Below are 16,043 nucleotides of genomic sequence, written 5' to 3' on the forward strand. Positions count from 1 at the left end.
ATGGCCCAATACGTTTTCACCATGAACCGGGTCGGCAAGATCGTGCCGCCCAAGCGCCAGATCCTGAAAGACATCTCGCTGTCGTTCTTCCCCGGCGCGAAGATCGGCCTGCTCGGCTTGAACGGCTCGGGCAAGTCGACGCTGATCCGCATCATGGCTGGTGTGGACACGGAAATCGAAGGCGAAGCCACGCCGATGCCGAACCTGAACATCGGCTATCTGCCGCAGGAGCCGCAGCTCGACCCGCAGAAGACCGTGCGTGAAGCGGTCGAGGAAGGCCTCGGCGACGTGTTCAACGCACAGAAGAAGCTCGACGAAATCTACGCGGCCTACGCCGAGCCGGACGCCGACTTCGACGCTCTCGCCGCCGAGCAGGCGAAGTACGAAGCGATCCTCGCGACGACCGACGGCAGCGCCGAGCAGCAGATCGAAATCGCCGCCGACGCGCTGCGTCTGCCGGCGTGGGACGCGAAGATCGAGCATCTGTCTGGCGGCGAAAAGCGCCGCGTGGCGCTGTGCAAGCTGCTGCTGCAAAAGCCCGACATGCTATTGCTCGATGAGCCGACCAACCACCTCGACGCGGAATCGGTCGAATGGCTCGAACAGTTCCTGACGCGCTTCCCGGGCACCGTGGTCGCCGTCACGCACGATCGCTACTTCCTCGATAACGCCGCCGAGTGGATTCTCGAACTCGACCGCGGGCACGGCATTCCGTGGAAGGGCAACTACAGCAGCTGGCTCGATCAGAAGGAAGAGCGCCTGAAGCAGGAAGAAGCGTCGGAATCGGCGCGCCAGAAGGCGATCAAGAAGGAACTCGAGTGGGTGCGCCAGAACCCGAAGGGCCGCCAGGCGAAGTCGAAGGCGCGTATCGCCCGCTTCGAGGAGCTGAACAGCCAGGACTACCAGAAGCGCAACGAAACGCAGGAAATCTTCATTCCGGTCGGTGACCGCCTCGGCAATGAAGTGATCGAGTTCAAGAACGTCAGCAAGTCGTACGGCGATCGTCTGCTGCTCGATAACGTCAGCTTCAAGATTCCGGCGGGCGCGATCGTCGGCATCATCGGTCCGAACGGCGCCGGCAAGTCCACGCTGTTCCGCATGCTGACCGACCGCGAGCAACCCGATTCGGGCGAAATCGTGAAGGGCCCGACCGTCAAGCTCGCTTACGTGGACCAGAGCCGCGAAGCGCTTGCAGGCACGAAGACCGTGTTCGAGGAAATCTCGGGTGGCGCGGACGTGCTGACGGTCGGCAAGTACGAAACGCCGTCGCGCGCGTATATCGGCCGCTTCAACTTCAAGGGCGGCGACCAGCAGAAGATCGTCGGCAATCTGTCCGGCGGCGAGCGCGGTCGTCTGCATCTGGCGAAGACGCTGATCGCGGGCGGCAATGTGCTGCTGCTCGACGAACCGTCGAACGACCTCGACGTCGAAACGCTGCGCGCGCTCGAAGACGCGCTGCTCGAATTCGCGGGCTCGGTGATGGTGATCTCGCACGATCGCTGGTTCCTCGACCGTATCGCGACGCACATCCTCGCGTTCGAGGGTGACTCGCAGGTCACGTTCTTCGACGGCAACTACCAGGAATACGAAGCAGACAAGCGCGCTCGCCTCGGCGAGGAAGGTGCGCGGCCGAAGCGTCTGCGCTACAAGCCGATCTCGCGTTAAGAAGCGGGGAACAACGGCCCGTCTGGTGCAATGCCGGACGGGTCGCGGGGCACGCGCGTTGCTAGCCATCACATGGTGGGCCGGCGCGTGAAAATCCCGCGCACGCGACCGACGGTCAACACAACGCCGCACGAAGCGGTGACGGCCTTGCATGGGACCCGAGTAAGCGCTGAAGCGCCAACTCGGGTCGACAGGAGACAAGCATGGCGATGTCGAGGGGCAGGCGCTGGATCGCCGTCGTGGGCGCAACGCTATTGGCGCTGATTCTGATCGCGATCGGCGCGATGCAATTCGCACAACAGGAAGTCAAGAATCGCGTGAACGCGGTGCTCGGCCCGCTCGGCAGCGCCGACAGCATCGACGTCGGCCTCACCTCGGTTCACCTCACCCACGTTCTGCTGAAAGCGCCGCCCGGCTGGCCGGCGGGCGAACCGCTACGCGCCGACGAAATCACGATCACCCCCGACGTGCGCGATCTGATCGCGCGGCGCTTGCATATCCGCGAAGTCGTCGTGCGCGGCTTCGACATGGCCGTGCTGCGCACGAAGGACGGCTCGCTGAATCTGCTGCCGAACCTGCGCGAAACGATGAACCGCGGCGATCAGCAGGGTGGCGCCGGCACGGCGGCGCCGACCCCGCGCGAAGAACAGGTCGACCATATCCGCTTCGAGCAGGGCAACTTCCACTTCTACGACATGACCGTCGGGCCGCCGCCGTTCAAGGTGACGGTGAGTAACGTCAACGCGACGGTCGACAATCTGCATCTTCCGTCGCTCACCGAGCGGACCAACATCAGCGCCCGCGGCTCGCTGAAGGGGCCGGCGCATACGGGCACGATCACATTCGACGGCTGGATCAAAATCGCCAGCCTCGATTCACAGACGACGACCACGCTGCAAGGCGTGGATGTCGCGATACTCGATCCCTATCTGCTGAAGAAGGCCGGCACGCGAGCGCAGGTGACGGGGGGCACCGTCGATCTGAGCATCGAATCGACGGTGCGCGACTATCACCTGCATGCGCCCGGCACCGTGATGGTCCACGATCTCCAGCTCGCCGAAACGGACAATCCACTCGAAACGTTTATGTCGATTCCGACCCGCGCCGCCGTCGCCGCGCTGAAGACACATAACGGCGACATTGCGCTGCATTTCGTTCTGGATGGCGATCTGCGCGATCCGAAGTTCTCAGTGCGCGAAGGGATTCTCGCGCGCATCGGCGAGGGGTTTGCAAAGGCGTTGGGGGTTAGCGTCGAAGGCGTCGCGAAGGGCGCGGGCGAGACCGTCAAGGGTCTCGGCAACGCGTTGAAGAATCTGTTGGGACAGTAGCGGTCAGCTCAAACCGGCAAGCCCAACTCGCGCAGCTTCGCTGCCGTTTGCGCGGCGCTCGTATGATGCACGCCGTGCCAGCCGAGCGCCGTCGCGGCTTCGGCGTTCTTCGCGTTGTCGTCGATGAAGACGAGTTCGGCCGGCTCAACGCCGGGCATTTGCAATTCGACGCGCCGGCGCATTTCCGCGAAGATCGCCGGATCGGGCTTCACGAGCTTGACGCGCCCCGACACGACGATGTCGCGAAACCGCCGCAGCACGGGATAGTGCTCCCACGCGTACGGGAAAGTCTCGGCCGACCAGTTGGTGAGCCCGAAGAGCGGCACGTCGGCCGCTTCGAGCTTTTCCATCAGCGCGACGCCGTCATCGAGCACGCCCGCCACCATCTCGTGCCAACGATCGTAGAACGCCCGGATCAGCGGTTCGTGATCGGGAAACCGCGCGATCAGCTCGTCGGTGGCTTCGACGATCGGCTGGCCGCCGTCCTGGCGGATCACCCAGTCCATCGAGCACACGTGCGTGAGGAACCAGCGGCGCTCGGCTTCGTCGGGAATCAGCTCGCGGTACAGGTACTCGGGACTCCAGTCGATCAGCACGCCGCCGAAATCGAACACCACTGCCTTGATTGCCATGCCCGCTCCGTTTGGAAGGTCGTCGCTGCGCTCAGATCGGTTGCGTGCGCAGCTCGAGCCACGCCTTCGCGTCGCCCGACACATGCGACGCGAGCCGCGTGCGCACCGTCTCGTGATACGCGTTGAGCCACGCGCGCTCGTCGTCGCGCAGCAGCGACAGCTCGATGCAGCGCGTGTCGATCGGGCACAGTGTCAGCGTTTCGAACTTCAGAAAATCGCCGAATTCGGTTTTTTCCGCGGCCACGTTCAGCACGAGGTTTTCGATGCGCACGCCCCACTTGCCCGGCCGATACAGACCCGGCTCGTTCGACGTGATCATGCCCTCTTCCATTGCGGTCCACGGTTCGGCCGGCGCATAGTGCGAGATCACCTGCGGGCCTTCGTGCACGTTCAGGAAGTAGCCGACGCCGTGACCGGTGCCGTGGCCATAGTCGGCGCCGGCCTGCCAGATCGGCGCGCGCGCGATCGCGTCGAGCATCGGCGAGCGGATGCCGCGCGGGAATTGCGCGCGTGACAGCGCGATCATGCCCTTCAGCACGACGGTGAAATCGCGCCGCTGTTCATCGCTCGGCGTGCCGACCGGGACGACGCGCGTGATATCGGTCGTGCCGCTCAGGTACTGGCCACCCGAATCGATCAGCAGCAAGCCATTGCCCTCGATCACCGCATGCGACTCCTCGGTCGCGCGATAGTGCGGCATCGCGCCGTTCGCGTTGAAGCCCGCGATCGTCGCGAAGCTCAGCGACACGAACCCCGGACGGCGCGCGCGGGCGGCCGTCAGATGTTCGTCGATCGTCAGCTCGGTGATGCGCTCGCGGCCCAGCGCGCTTTCGAACCACGCGAAAAATTCGGCGAGCGCGGCGCCGTCCTGCTCCATCGTCTCGCGCACGTGCGCGGCGTCGGCGGCGGTCTTGCGCGACTTGAGGAAAGTGGACGGATTGACCGCCTCAACCACCTTGACCGACGACGGCACCGCCTGCAGCGAGCCGTACGTGATGCGGCGCGGATCGATCAGCAGCGTGCTGCCGGCCGGCAGCGCGGCGAGCGCGTCGGCGGCTTTCGCGTACGGCTCGATGCTGACGCCGTCACGCGCGAGCACGTCGGCGAGCGCCGGCGACACCTTGCCGTCTGCGACAAAGAGCGACACGCGATCCACCCCGATCAGCGCATGCGCGACGAACACCGGGTTGTAGCTGACATCGGCGCCGCGCAGGTTCAGCAGCCACGCGAGATCGTCGAGCGTCGAAATGAAATGCCACTGCGCGCCTCGGTCGGCCATCGCGCGGCGCACCTGCGCGAGCTTTTCCGCGCGCGCGACGCCCGCTTGCGGCGCGGCGTGCTCGAAGACGGCGTCGGCGGGCAGCGTTGGGCGCTGCGCCCAGATCGCGTCGAACAGGTCGACGTCGGTGCGCAGCTGCACGCCGCGCGCGTTCAGCGCCGCGCTCAAGGCACGCGCCGCCGCGACACCGAGCACCGCGCCGTCCACACCGACCGTACCGCCGCTCGCGACGTTCCGCGCGAGCCATTCGAAATGCGGCGTGGTCAGCTGACCGCCGGTCATCTTCATCAACTCGACTCCGGTGCCGGCGAGCTGCGCGCTCGCCTGCTCCCAGTAGCGGCTGTCGGTCCAGACGCCGGCGAAATCGGCGGTGACGATCAGCGTGCCGGCCGAGCCGGTGAAGCCAGACAGCCACTGGCGACCTTGCCAGCGCCCGGGCAGATACTCGGACAGGTGCGGGTCCGCCGACGGCACGAGGTAAGCGGCGATGCCTTCGCGCGCCATCGCGGCGCGCAAGCTCGCGAGGCGCTCGGGAATGGAGGAGGTTTCGGGAAGTCGGGCGTTCATGGAGTTACCTGCAAGGATTCATCGACGGATTGATCGGCGCGAAAAGAGGCCGACCGTCACGCCGACGGCGACGAGCGCAACGGCAGTACATAGCGGCCATTCGAGCATGTCGCCGTCATGGAAGAGACCTGTCACATTGCCGGCCATGCGCGTGACACTGGCGCCAAGCACGCCGGCCAACAGCGCGGCCCACCAGCGGGCGCGGCTCGCACGGCGCAGCGGGTGCAACCACCAGCCCGCGAGGCCGATCATGACGCCGAGCGCGAGAATGCCTGGCCAACCCATCAGGCGTGGGCTCCAGACTGGGATCTGAGACACGGCAAAATCAAATTCAGATTCGTCTCATAGGCGGAAGAAGCAGCCAAGGCTAGCATTTTTGCCTCCTTAACTATAGAAGTTCAGCACGGCGCTTTCCGCATAGCGGTTGAGTTTAGGGGTCGGGGTGTGCTTAGGCAAGTTGTAAGTCTGATGAGAACGCCTGTACTCCGCCCGTTGCCAGGCTGACGCCGCGCCATGCGCATCGCCCTTATCGAACCGGACGTGCAACACGCCAAACTGGTCGACCGGCTCATTTTTGCCGGCGGCCATGTATGTCTGCACTTCACCACCAGCGCCACCTTCTTGCAGCGCGCCGCCGACGAATTTTTCGACTTGCTGATCACCGAAAGCTGGGCCGGCGACCATTGCGCCGAAGACGTGATCCCGCGTGCCCGCTCCATTTTGCCTGGCCTGCCCGTCATGATGCTGATGACGGCACCGCGCGAAAGCCAGATTGTCGCCGCGCTGCATGCAGGCGCCGACGATTGCCTGAGCAAGCCGGTGCGCGGGCCAGAAATGCTCGCGCGCGTCGAGGCGCTGCAGCGCCGCGCGGGAGTGCGGCGACCCGCCAACCGGCGGCGCGACGTGATCGGCGGTTACACGTTCGACGCAGCGAATTTCGCCGTGACCTTCCGCGAGCTGACCGTCACCCTGACGCCGAAGGAATTCCACCTTGCGCTGCTGCTGTTCAACAATCTGGCACGGCCGGTGTCGCGCGCGCATATTCTCGAAACCGTGTGGTCGCGCCGCCGCGACGTAAAGTCGCGCACCATCGACACCCACGCGTCGCGCGTGCGCAGCAAGCTGCAACTGCGGCCGGAGCTTGGCTACGTGCTGACGCCAGTCTATGGTTACGGTTATCAGCTGGACGCGATTCCGCTGGAGAGCCTGACAGGCCCGAGCTAACGCATGCGGGGAATACGGCGTGCAGGATGTGAGAATCGTGGAAACGCTATAATATAGGGCTGAACGATAGCTCCCCCAAATGCAGCTTCTAACGATCGGAATCAACCATCACACTGCGCCTGTCGCCTTGCGCGAACGCGTGGCGTTTCCGCTCGAACAGATCAAGCCCGCACTGGACACCTTCAAAGGCATCTGGCTGGGCCGCATGGCCCCCAATGCGCCCGAAGCGGCAATTCTGTCCACCTGCAACCGCACCGAACTCTACTGCGCGACCGACGACCTCGCCGCGCGCGAAGCCGCGATCCAGTGGCTGTCCAGGTATCACCACTTACCCATCGACGAACTCGCGCCGCACCTCTACGCGCTGCCGCAGTCCGAAGCGGTGCGGCATGCGTTCCGCGTCGCGTCGGGGCTCGACTCGATGGTGCTCGGTGAAACACAGATCGTAGGTCAAATGAAGGATGCGGTGCGTACCGCGTCCGAGGCCGGCGCGCTCGGCACCTATCTGAACCAGCTGTTCCAGCGCACCTTCGCCGTCGCGAAGGAAGTGCGCAGCACGACCGAAATCGGCACGCAGTCGGTATCGATGGCGGCTGCCGCGGTTCGCCTCGCGCAACGCATTTTCGACAAGATAGCGAACCAGCGGGTGCTGTTCATCGGTGCTGGCGAAATGATCGAACTGTGCGCCACCCATTTCGCCGCACAGCATCCGCGTGAGCTCGTCGTCGCGAATCGCACCGCCGAGCGCGGCACGCGGCTCGCCGAGCGCTTCAACGGCCACGCTATTCCGCTCTCCGAGTTGCCAGCGCGGATGCACGAATTCGACATCATCGTGTCATGCACGGCGTCCACGTTGCCAATCATCGGTCTGGGCGCCGTCGAGCGCGCGGTGAAGGCGCGCCGTCACCGGCCTATTTTCATGGTCGACCTCGCGGTGCCGCGCGACATTGAACCTGAAGCCGGCCAGCTCGAAGACGTATTCCTGTACACCGTCGACGACCTCGGCACGATCGTCCGGGAAGGCAATGCGTCGCGCCAGGCCGCGGTCGCGCAGGCCGAAGCGATCATCGAAACGCGCGTGCAGACCTTCATGCAGTGGCTCGACGCCCGCAGCATCGTGCCGGTGATCCGCCACATGCACACGCAAGCCGACGCGCTGCGCCGCTCGGAAGTCGAACGCGCGCAGAAAATGCTCGCGCGCGGCGACGACCCGGCCGCGGTGCTCGAAGCACTGTCGCAATCGCTCACCAACAAGCTGATCCACGGTCCCACGCACGCGCTGAATCGCGCGGGCAGCGACAACCGCGACAAGCTGATCGAGCTGATGAGCGGCTTCTATAAACACTCCGGCTCCTCCGAGCGTTAGCGGCGCAGTGCTCGCCGCACCCCGCGCGTCACCGCTGTGGCTCGCGAAGTGCTTCCGCCCCGGGCGTCAGCCCGTTCCCCTGGCCGCATCCTTTCCGGAGTCCGCTCCGCTACCCGCCCGATGAAAACGAGCATGCAACGCAAGCTCGACCAGCTGACCATCCGGCTGGCCGAACTGAACGACCTGTTGAGCCGCGAGGACATCACAGCCAACCTCGACCAATACCGCAAGCTCACTCGCGAACACGCGGAGCTCGACCCGGTCGTCGAGCAGTACGGGCTTTGGCGCCAGGCGCAGAACGACGCGGCCACCGCGCAGGAGCTCCTCACCGACGCATCGATGCGCGATTTCGCCGAAGAGGAAATCCGTGCGGCGCGTGATCGCATGGAAACGCTCGGCGTCGAGCTGCAGAAAATGCTGCTTCCAAAAGACCCGAACGACGAGCGCAACATCTTCCTCGAAATCCGCGCGGGCACCGGCGGCGATGAATCCGCGCTGTTCGCGGGCGATCTGCTGCGCATGTATCTGCGCTATGCCGAGCGCAACCGCTGGCAGGTCGAGATGATGTCGGCGAGCGAATCGGATCTTGGCGGCTACCGGGAAGTGATCGTGCGGATCGCCGGCGACGCCGCGTATTCGAAGCTGAAGTTCGAGTCGGGCGGACATCGTGTCCAGCGCGTGCCGGCCACCGAAACGCAGGGCCGCATCCATACGTCGGCGTGCACGGTCGCAGTGATGCCGGAAGCGGATGAGATCGGCGAAGTCGAGATCAATCCGGCCGATCTGCGGATCGACACGTTCCGCGCATCGGGCGCGGGCGGTCAGCACATCAACAAGACCGACTCGGCGGTGCGCGTCACGCACTTGCCGACCGGCATCGTCGTCGAATGTCAGGACGACCGCTCGCAGCACAAGAACAAGGACCGCGCGCTGAAGGTGCTCGCCGCGCGCATCAAGGACAAGCAGGCGCACGAACAGCAGGCGAAGGAAGCGGCGACGCGCAAGAACCTGATCGGCTCGGGCGACCGCTCGGAGCGCATTCGCACATACAACTTCCCACAAGGGCGCCTCACCGATCACCGCATCAACCTGACGCTGTATCGCCTCGACGCGATCATGGACGGCGATCTCGATGAACTTATCGCGGCGCTCGTCAGCGAGCATCAGGCCGAACTGCTGGCCTCGCTCGGTGACGCGGACTGACGCTCCGGCAATGATCGACGCCTCCCCAGCCCCGCTCGATCCCTCCGCTTCGCCCACCACGGCCGATGCGCTGTTGCGCGCGTCGCCACTGCCGCCGCTCGAAGCGCGGATTCTGCTCACGCACGTGCTCGGCTGGCGGCGCACGCAGCTAATCACGCGCGGCGAGGAGCCGCTCGAGCGCGACCGCATCGAGCGTTATCGCGCGCTCGAAGCGCGGCGCCTCGCCGGCGAGCCGGTCGCGCAGCTCGTCGGTGCGCGCGAGTTTTTCGGGCTCGAGTTCGAGGTCACGCCGCATGTGCTGATTCCGCGTCCCGAAACCGAGCTGCTGGTCGAGACCGCGCTTGCGGCGATCGAACATCGGCCGCGTCCGCGTGTGCTCGATCTCGGCACCGGAACCGGCGCAATCGCGGTGGCGATCGCGTCGATGCGGACCGACGCGCAGGTCTGGGCGCTCGACCGCTCGGCCGACGCTCTCGCGGTCGCCGCTCGCAACGGCGCTCGCCTGCTCGACGCGAAGCGCCCGGGCGGCACCGTCGCGTTCCTGCACAGCGACTGGTACGGCTCGCTCGACGCGGCGCTGCGCTTCGACGCGATCGTCAGCAATCCGCCGTATATCGCGAGCGGCGACCCGCATCTGCGCGAAGGCGATCTGCGCTTCGAGCCACGCGGCGCGCTCACCGACGAAGCCGACGGCCTGAGCGCGATCCGCGCAATCGTCGCCGGCGCGCCCGAGCGACTTGCCGCCGACGGTGCGTTGTGGATCGAACACGGCTACGACCAGGCCGAAGCGGTGCGTGCGTTACTCAGCGCGCGGGGTTTTGCCGAGGTCCGCTCGGAACGCGATCTCGCCGGCATCGAGCGGATCAGCGGAGGCGTGTTGCGTGGCGCCTCGGCATAAGCGCCGTCGCCGCGGCTAAAACCCTTGCCGCGACGCGGCTGCGGCCGCCCGCAGCGAAATCCGCTATCATTTCAGCCTATTCCCTTCCTCTATCGGAACCGCAAGGTCAGTCATGGATACGCAACAACGCATCAAGCAAATCGTCGACGACAACAACGTCGTTCTCTTCATGAAAGGCACGGCCCAGTTCCCGATGTGCGGTTTTTCCGGCCGCGCCATCCAGATCCTGAAGGCGTGCGGCGTCGGTGAAATCAAGACCGTGAACGTGCTCGAAGACGACGAAATCCGTCAGGGCATCAAGGTGTTCTCGAATTGGCCGACTATTCCGCAGTTGTACGTAAAGGGCGAATTCATCGGCGGCTCGGACATCATGATGGAGATGTACGAATCGGGCGAGCTGCAGCAGCTGTTCGCCGCAGCCTGAGCGTTCTTCGCTTCGTTCGCTTCATCAGGCGCCGCGAGCCATGCTGCAAACCCACGCTGCGGCGCCCCGCCGGCTGATCGTCGCGATCACCGGCGCCACCGGCGCCATCTACGGCATCCGGCTACTCGAGACGTTGCGCCGGCTGGGCGGCGTCGAGAGCCATCTGCTGATTTCGAGCGCAGGCTGGCTCAACATCCAGCACGAACTCCAGTTGGGCAAGGACGATGTGCATCGGCTCGCGGATGTCGTTCATTCGGTGCGCGACGTCGGCGCGAGCATCGCGTCCGGGTCGTTCGCGACCGACGGCATGATCGTCGCGCCTTGCTCGATGAAAACGCTCGCGAGCATCGCGCACGGTTTTGCCGATAACCTGATCACCCGCGCCGCCGACGTAACGCTGAAGGAGCGTCGCCGCCTCGTGCTGCTGGTGCGCGAAACGCCGTTCAATCTCGCGCATCTGCGCAATATGACGGCCGTCACCGAAATGGGCGGCGTGATCTTCCCGCCCCTGCCTGCGTTTTATAACCAGCCTGGTTCGATCGACGAGATGGTCGACCACACGGTCGCGCGCGTGCTCGATCTATTTGCGCTGGGGCCGGCGCTGTCGCCCGCGTGGGAAGGGTTGCGCGGCGCGCAGGAATAAACGCCACACCGCCCATTAACAACAGTCGCGACACAATCAATTCCGACCGGACCCATTTATCAAACCGGCGTGCGGACCTATATTGGTAGTAACCCAATTTCCCGTGCCGTGTTCGCCCGGCCGCATCGCTGTCATGAACCGCTTACCGTCGCTTTTCCTGTCCCACGGCGCACCCACGCTGCCGATCGATCCGTCGATGCCGTCCGCCGAGTTCGGCGCACTGAGCACGCAATTGCCGCGCCCTGAGGCCATCCTGATGTTGTCGGCGCACTGGGGCACCGCGCAGCCGCTCGCGAGCATCGCGACGGCGCCTGAAACCATCCACGATTTCTACGGTTTTCCGCGGCAGCTCTACGAAATCCAATACCCGGCACCGGGCGCGCCCGACGTCGCGCGCAGCGCCGCCGCGTTGCTCGGTGCGAGCGGTATCGTCGCCGACGTGCAGCCGCACGGACTCGACCACGGCGCGTGGGTGCCGATGCTGCTGATGTTCCCGCAGGCAGACGTGCCGATCGCGCAACTGTCGATCCAGCCGCACAAGGACGCCGCACATCATTTCCGCGTCGGCCGCGCACTGCGCGCGCTGAAAGACGAAGGCGTGATGGTGATCGGCTCCGGCCAGATCACACACAATCTGCGCGCCGCCGATTTCTCCGCGCGCCCCGAAGATGCCGATCCGCGCGTGAGCGAATTCACCAACTGGTTCGAGGAGAAGCTCGTCGCGCGCGATATCGACGCGCTGCTCGATTATCGCCGCCAGGCGCCGCACGCGGTGCTGATGCATCCGACCGACGAGCATCTGTTGCCGGTGTTCGCCGCGCTCGGCGCCGCCGACGACGACTACTCGCTCGCGATTCAGTCGCTCGGCACCTACCAGCGCTCGCTCGCGATGACGAACTATGTGTTCGGTACCCCTTGATCCAGCCCTGAACCTGCCAGAAAGCCAAAGAAAAAAGCCCGCCTGATCACTTCAGGCGGGCTTTTTATTTGACGTGGATCCGCCTTTAGCGGATCCGTCAGACTCGCACGGCGCTCAGTGCGCGCCGATGCCTTCGAGCACTTCGTCATGCACGAGTCGCTCGTCGAGATACTCAGAACGATAGCCGCTGTTGACGCCCCAGTAGTAGAACATCAGCGAGAAGGCGATCACGACGAGCATGTCCCAGCCGTACGGCAGGATGCCGAGGCCGCCGAACTCCTTACTGCCGATCAGCGACAGGAGCGCCATGATCGGCAAATACGCGACCAGCCACCACGCTGCCTTCAGATCGCGTCCCCAGCCCTCGAAGCCCTGCTTGGCCTGGAAGTAGAAGTACACCGGCAGCGCGACAACCATCAGCAGGATGATTTCGCCGGTCAGAGGCCACTTCGCCCAGTACAGGATCAACGACGCGCAGACGAACGCGAACGGCGCGATCACCTTCATGCCGGCGATGTGCAGCGGGCGCTCGAGATCGGTTGCCGCGCGGCGCAGTGCCATCAGGCTGATCGGGCCGGTCAGATACGAGATCACCGTCGCGACCGAGATCACCGCCGCGAGCGCGCTCCAGCCTCGGAAAAAGAACAGAAAGACGAACGACACGAACAGGTTGAACCACATCGCCGGACGCGGCACGCCGTAGAACGGATGTACCTGGCCGAACATCTTCGGCATCGTGTTGTTGCGCTCCATTGCGTAGATCATCCGCGTCGTGGTCGCCATATAGGTCGTTCCGGTGCCGCTCGGGCTCACGAACGCGTCGACGTACAGCAGGATCGCCAGCCAGTTCAGGTTCAGCGCGATCGCCAGCTCCGCGAACGGCGAAGCGAAGCTGAAGTGGCTCCAGCCCTTCATCACGTCGGCCGGGTTCACCGCGCCGATATACGCGATCTGTAGCAGCACGTAGATCACGAGCGCGAGCAGGATCGATCCGATCACCGCGAACGGCACGCTCTTGGCCGGATTGCGTGCTTCACCGGCAAGGTTGATCGGGCTCTGGAAACCGTTGAACGCGAATACGATGCCGCTTGTCGCGACCGCGGTCAGCACCGACGACCAGCCGTACGGCGCGAACGTGGTCGTCTGACCAAAGTTCTCGGTATGGACGCCGGTCATCATCAGGCCGACGATCGTGGCGCCAGGGATCAGGAACTTGAAGATCGTGATCGCCGAGTTGGCGCGCGCGAACACCTTGACGCCCCAGTAGTTGAGCAGGAAGTAAATGATCACGAGCCCTGCGGACAACAGCAGGCCGTTGGTAGTCAATGACCCGTCGACGAAGAGCGCATGCGCCCAGGGATAGGGCCACGTACTCATGTATTGGATCGATGCTTCGGCCTCGATCGGAATCACCGACACGATCGCGATCCAGTTGGCCCACGCGCTGATAAAACCAACCAGTGCGCCGTGCGAGTAGCGCGCATAGCGCACCATCCCGCCGGATTCCGGAAACATCGCGCCGAGTTCAGCGTAGGTCAGCGCAATCGCAAGAATCACGACCGCGCCGATGATCCATGCGCAAATCGCGGCCGGCCCGGCAATCTTTGCGGCCTTCCACGCCCCGAACAGCCAGCCCGATCCGATGATCGAGCCGAGGCCAGTCAGCAACAGCGCGAACGGCCCGATGTTCCGTTGTATAGAACTTTTCACGTCTTCTCCTAAATCAGAACCATGTCGGCACCGCGTGACATCGCTTGTGGCGGTGGGAACGGGTGACGCGCATGAAAGCGCGTCCAGTGTGCTCAATAGGTGCAACCGACGCGCGGCGCGTAGTTTAACGGTTGCACCGTGTTACTGCAGTGAAACCGCCGCCCAACCAAGGGTTCTCCCTGGCATAAAGTTTGCCAAATGCGCAAGCTTTGTAAGAAATCTTCGTGTCCGTCGGGCAAAGTTTCGTGCGGACAGTTGACGTTCGTCCGATTTCGCCGTATAACGTCCGAGCAGGATTTCAAGCGGCGAGTGAAGTGGTTCTTTCGTAGGTCGCCCATCAACGGTACTCCGGTTGGTCCCATTACCCCTTCCTTGATTTTCATGCACCCCCGGGCTTCGGCCTTATTCACCATTTTTAGGAAAAAGTAATATGGAAACCGGTACCGTCAAGTGGTTCAACGACGCTAAGGGCTTTGGCTTCATCACTCCGGACGGCGGCGGTGAAGATCTGTTCGCGCATTTCTCGGAAATTCGCGTCGACGGCTTCAAGACGCTGCAAGAAAACCAGAAGGTCACGTTTGAAGTGAAGACGGGCCCGAAGGGCAAGCAAGCGGCTAACATCAAGCCGGTGTAAGCTCCGCGCTTCCTTCTGGACGCAAAAAAACCCCGCCTCGGCGGGGTTTTTTATTATCGGCGGCAATTCCATAATCCACCGATTAAATTCGCATGACTTCGCAATTCGCGGCGGATTATTTGCTGATTAATCGCGATTATCCGAACACGCGCCGGGCGTGAATACCGAGACCGGTCGCCACGCTCGCGAGACGATCGCCGAACACCGCCTGCGCGTCCGGAAACGCCGCGGCCAGCGCGCCCGAAAGAAACGCGAGGCCCGTCGAGCCGCCCGTGAAATAGATCGCGTCCACGTCGCGCGGCGCGACACCCGCCGCCTGCACCGTGTCGCGCGCCGCCTGGACAATACGTCGCGTTTCTTCCTCGCCGGCCTTGACGAGTTGCGCTTCGTCGAACGCGAGGCGCAGATCCTCTTCCACTTCGTCGAGATCGATGACGGTCTCGCCGCCCGCCGCTACCCCGATCTTCGCCTCTTCCGCATGCGCGGCCAGCGCGTGCCCGAACCGCTGCTCGACTACGCGCATCAGCCGGTCGTGGTGCCGGGTCTCCGTGAAAAGGTGCCGCATCAGCGCGAGTTCGCTGACGCGCTTCGGCGTGTAGACAGTGTTGATCAGGTGCCAGGTCGCGAGATCGAAATAAATCCGGTTCGGAATTTCACGCCCCTGCGGATCGAGCGACTGATAGCCGAGCTCGCGAAGGATCGTCACCAGTTCGACGCGGCGGTCGAAGTCCGTGCCGGCGACGTGCACGCCATGATGCGCGAGCACATCGTCCTTGCGCTCGACGCGCTTCATCCGTTCCGGCCCCACGCGCACAAGCGAGAAGTCCGACGTGCCGCCGCCGATGTCGGCGACGAGCACGAGCCCCTCGGCGCTCAGATGCGATTCGTAGTCGAACGCGGCCGCGATCGGTTCATACTGAAAGTGGATGTCGCGCAAGCCGACCGCGCGCGCGGCGGCTTCGAGCTGTTGCTGCGCCATCTGGTCGGCGCGCGGGTCCTCGTCGACGAAAAACACTGGGCGGCCCAGCACCGCGCGGTCGATCGCGCCGCCCGCAGCCGCCTCGGCCGAGCGCTTCAGGTGAGTCAGGAACGTCGCGATTACGTCGGTGTACTTGATCGCACTGCCGTCGCCGAGATCGGTCGTATTCTCGGCAAGCGGTGAGCCGAGAATGCTTTTCATCGAGCGCATCAGCCGGCCGTCGAAGCCGTCGATGTAGGCCGCGAGCGCCGCTCGCCCGAATTCGCTGGTGTTTTCGTCGGTATTGAAGAATACCGCGGTGGGCAGCGTCGTGTACGTGCCCTCGACCGGCGCCAGCTTCAGCTGCGCACCGTCCGGGACCGCGACAGCCGAATTGGAAGTACCGAAGTCAATCGCGCAATAGTTCATGGCAGGAATCGCCGCTCACGGCTGGCGCGCACAGAAAGGGGAGCGGCTTTGTATCACGAAAACTCCGGCGGCATCAACTGAAGCTGTCGGGATGGCCGCGACATCGTTTGAAAATCATGGCGCGGTACGGATATTGCTGAGTTGATCCGGATATGCCGCCCCAT

General features: G+C 64.2%; 15 protein-coding genes. 10 read left to right on the top strand and 5 right to left on the bottom strand.

Annotated elements, in window-relative coordinates; genetic code table 11:
- Both ettA and L0U81_RS14030 read left to right on the top strand, forming a co-directional pair.
- The gene (gene ettA, locus L0U81_RS14025; RefSeq protein WP_233803585.1) at positions 1-1,665 is read left to right on the top strand and encodes an energy-dependent translational throttle protein EttA; all 1,665 of its coding nucleotides are present in this window, start codon (positions 1-3) and stop codon (positions 1,663-1,665) included.
- Between the two features lie 203 nt (positions 1,666-1,868).
- Positions 1,869-2,993: a DUF748 domain-containing protein gene (locus L0U81_RS14030; RefSeq protein ID WP_233803587.1), complete on the top strand. Its 1,125-nt coding sequence runs from the start codon at positions 1,869-1,871 to the stop codon at positions 2,991-2,993.
- Between the two features lie 8 nt (positions 2,994-3,001).
- Here the strand turns inward: L0U81_RS14030 and L0U81_RS14035 are convergent, their stop codons facing one another.
- The 3 genes from L0U81_RS14035 to L0U81_RS14045 are packed head-to-tail and all read right to left on the bottom strand — an operon-like array spanning position 3,002 to position 5,756.
- A complete protein-coding gene (locus L0U81_RS14035) occupies positions 3,002-3,625 on the bottom strand; it encodes an HAD family hydrolase (RefSeq protein WP_233803589.1) in 624 nt (207 codons plus the stop codon).
- Positions 3,626-3,656: 31 nt separating this feature from the next.
- Positions 3,657-5,471 carry an aminopeptidase P family protein gene (locus L0U81_RS14040; RefSeq protein ID WP_233803590.1) on the bottom strand — a complete coding sequence of 605 codons (1,815 nt, stop codon included), beginning with the start codon at positions 5,469-5,471 and terminating at the stop codon, positions 3,657-3,659.
- Positions 5,472-5,489: 18 nt separating this feature from the next.
- Positions 5,490-5,756, bottom strand: a complete 267-nt coding sequence (locus tag L0U81_RS14045) for a hypothetical protein (protein ID WP_233804335.1) — start codon at positions 5,754-5,756, stop codon at positions 5,490-5,492.
- Positions 5,757-5,984: 228 nt separating this feature from the next.
- Between L0U81_RS14045 and L0U81_RS14050 the strand changes: the two genes are divergently transcribed.
- The 7 genes from L0U81_RS14050 to L0U81_RS14080 all read left to right on the top strand — a co-directional run bounded on the left by L0U81_RS14050 (position 5,985) and on the right by L0U81_RS14080 (position 12,148).
- On the top strand, positions 5,985-6,695 hold the full coding sequence (locus L0U81_RS14050; protein ID WP_233803592.1) for a response regulator transcription factor: 711 nt from the start codon (positions 5,985-5,987) through the stop codon (positions 6,693-6,695).
- A 79-nt stretch (positions 6,696-6,774) separates the two neighbouring features.
- Positions 6,775-8,061, top strand: coding sequence for a glutamyl-tRNA reductase (hemA, locus tag L0U81_RS14055; protein WP_233803594.1), 1,287 nt, complete (start codon positions 6,775-6,777; stop codon positions 8,059-8,061).
- A gap of 120 nt (positions 8,062-8,181) precedes the next feature.
- The gene (prfA, locus tag L0U81_RS14060) at positions 8,182-9,264 is read left to right on the top strand and encodes a peptide chain release factor 1 (RefSeq protein ID WP_233803596.1); all 1,083 of its coding nucleotides are present in this window, start codon (positions 8,182-8,184) and stop codon (positions 9,262-9,264) included.
- Between the two features lie 10 nt (positions 9,265-9,274).
- A complete protein-coding gene (gene prmC / locus L0U81_RS14065) occupies positions 9,275-10,162 on the top strand; it encodes a peptide chain release factor N(5)-glutamine methyltransferase (RefSeq protein WP_233803598.1) in 888 nt (295 codons plus the stop codon).
- A gap of 112 nt (positions 10,163-10,274) precedes the next feature.
- Positions 10,275-10,586 (top strand): Grx4 family monothiol glutaredoxin, encoded by a 312-nt coding sequence (grxD, locus tag L0U81_RS14070; RefSeq protein WP_085489140.1) that lies wholly within the window; start codon positions 10,275-10,277, stop codon positions 10,584-10,586.
- A 43-nt stretch (positions 10,587-10,629) separates the two neighbouring features.
- On the top strand, positions 10,630-11,229 hold the full coding sequence (locus tag L0U81_RS14075; protein WP_326489830.1) for a UbiX family flavin prenyltransferase: 600 nt from the start codon (positions 10,630-10,632) through the stop codon (positions 11,227-11,229).
- A gap of 133 nt (positions 11,230-11,362) precedes the next feature.
- On the top strand, positions 11,363-12,148 hold the full coding sequence (locus L0U81_RS14080) for a DODA-type extradiol aromatic ring-opening family dioxygenase (protein ID WP_233803603.1): 786 nt from the start codon (positions 11,363-11,365) through the stop codon (positions 12,146-12,148).
- Positions 12,149-12,262: 114 nt separating this feature from the next.
- Here L0U81_RS14080 and L0U81_RS14085 read toward each other — a convergent pair whose 3' ends face one another.
- Positions 12,263-13,858 carry an APC family permease gene (locus L0U81_RS14085; RefSeq protein WP_233803605.1) on the bottom strand — a complete coding sequence of 532 codons (1,596 nt, stop codon included), beginning with the start codon at positions 13,856-13,858 and terminating at the stop codon, positions 12,263-12,265.
- 430 nt (positions 13,859-14,288) lie between these two features.
- Here L0U81_RS14085 and L0U81_RS14090 point away from each other — a divergent pair, with 430 nt between their 5' ends.
- Positions 14,289-14,492, top strand: a complete 204-nt coding sequence (locus L0U81_RS14090) for a cold-shock protein (RefSeq protein WP_013090665.1) — start codon at positions 14,289-14,291, stop codon at positions 14,490-14,492.
- Positions 14,493-14,628: 136 nt separating this feature from the next.
- Here the strand turns inward: L0U81_RS14090 and L0U81_RS14095 are convergent, their stop codons facing one another.
- Positions 14,629-15,879: an Hsp70 family protein gene (locus tag L0U81_RS14095; RefSeq protein WP_233803608.1), complete on the bottom strand. Its 1,251-nt coding sequence runs from the start codon at positions 15,877-15,879 to the stop codon at positions 14,629-14,631.
- Between the last annotated feature and the right edge of the window lie 164 nt (positions 15,880-16,043).

It is taken from the genome of Paraburkholderia sp. HP33-1 (assembly GCF_021390595.1).
GTDB lineage: Bacteria > Pseudomonadota > Gammaproteobacteria > Burkholderiales > Burkholderiaceae > Paraburkholderia.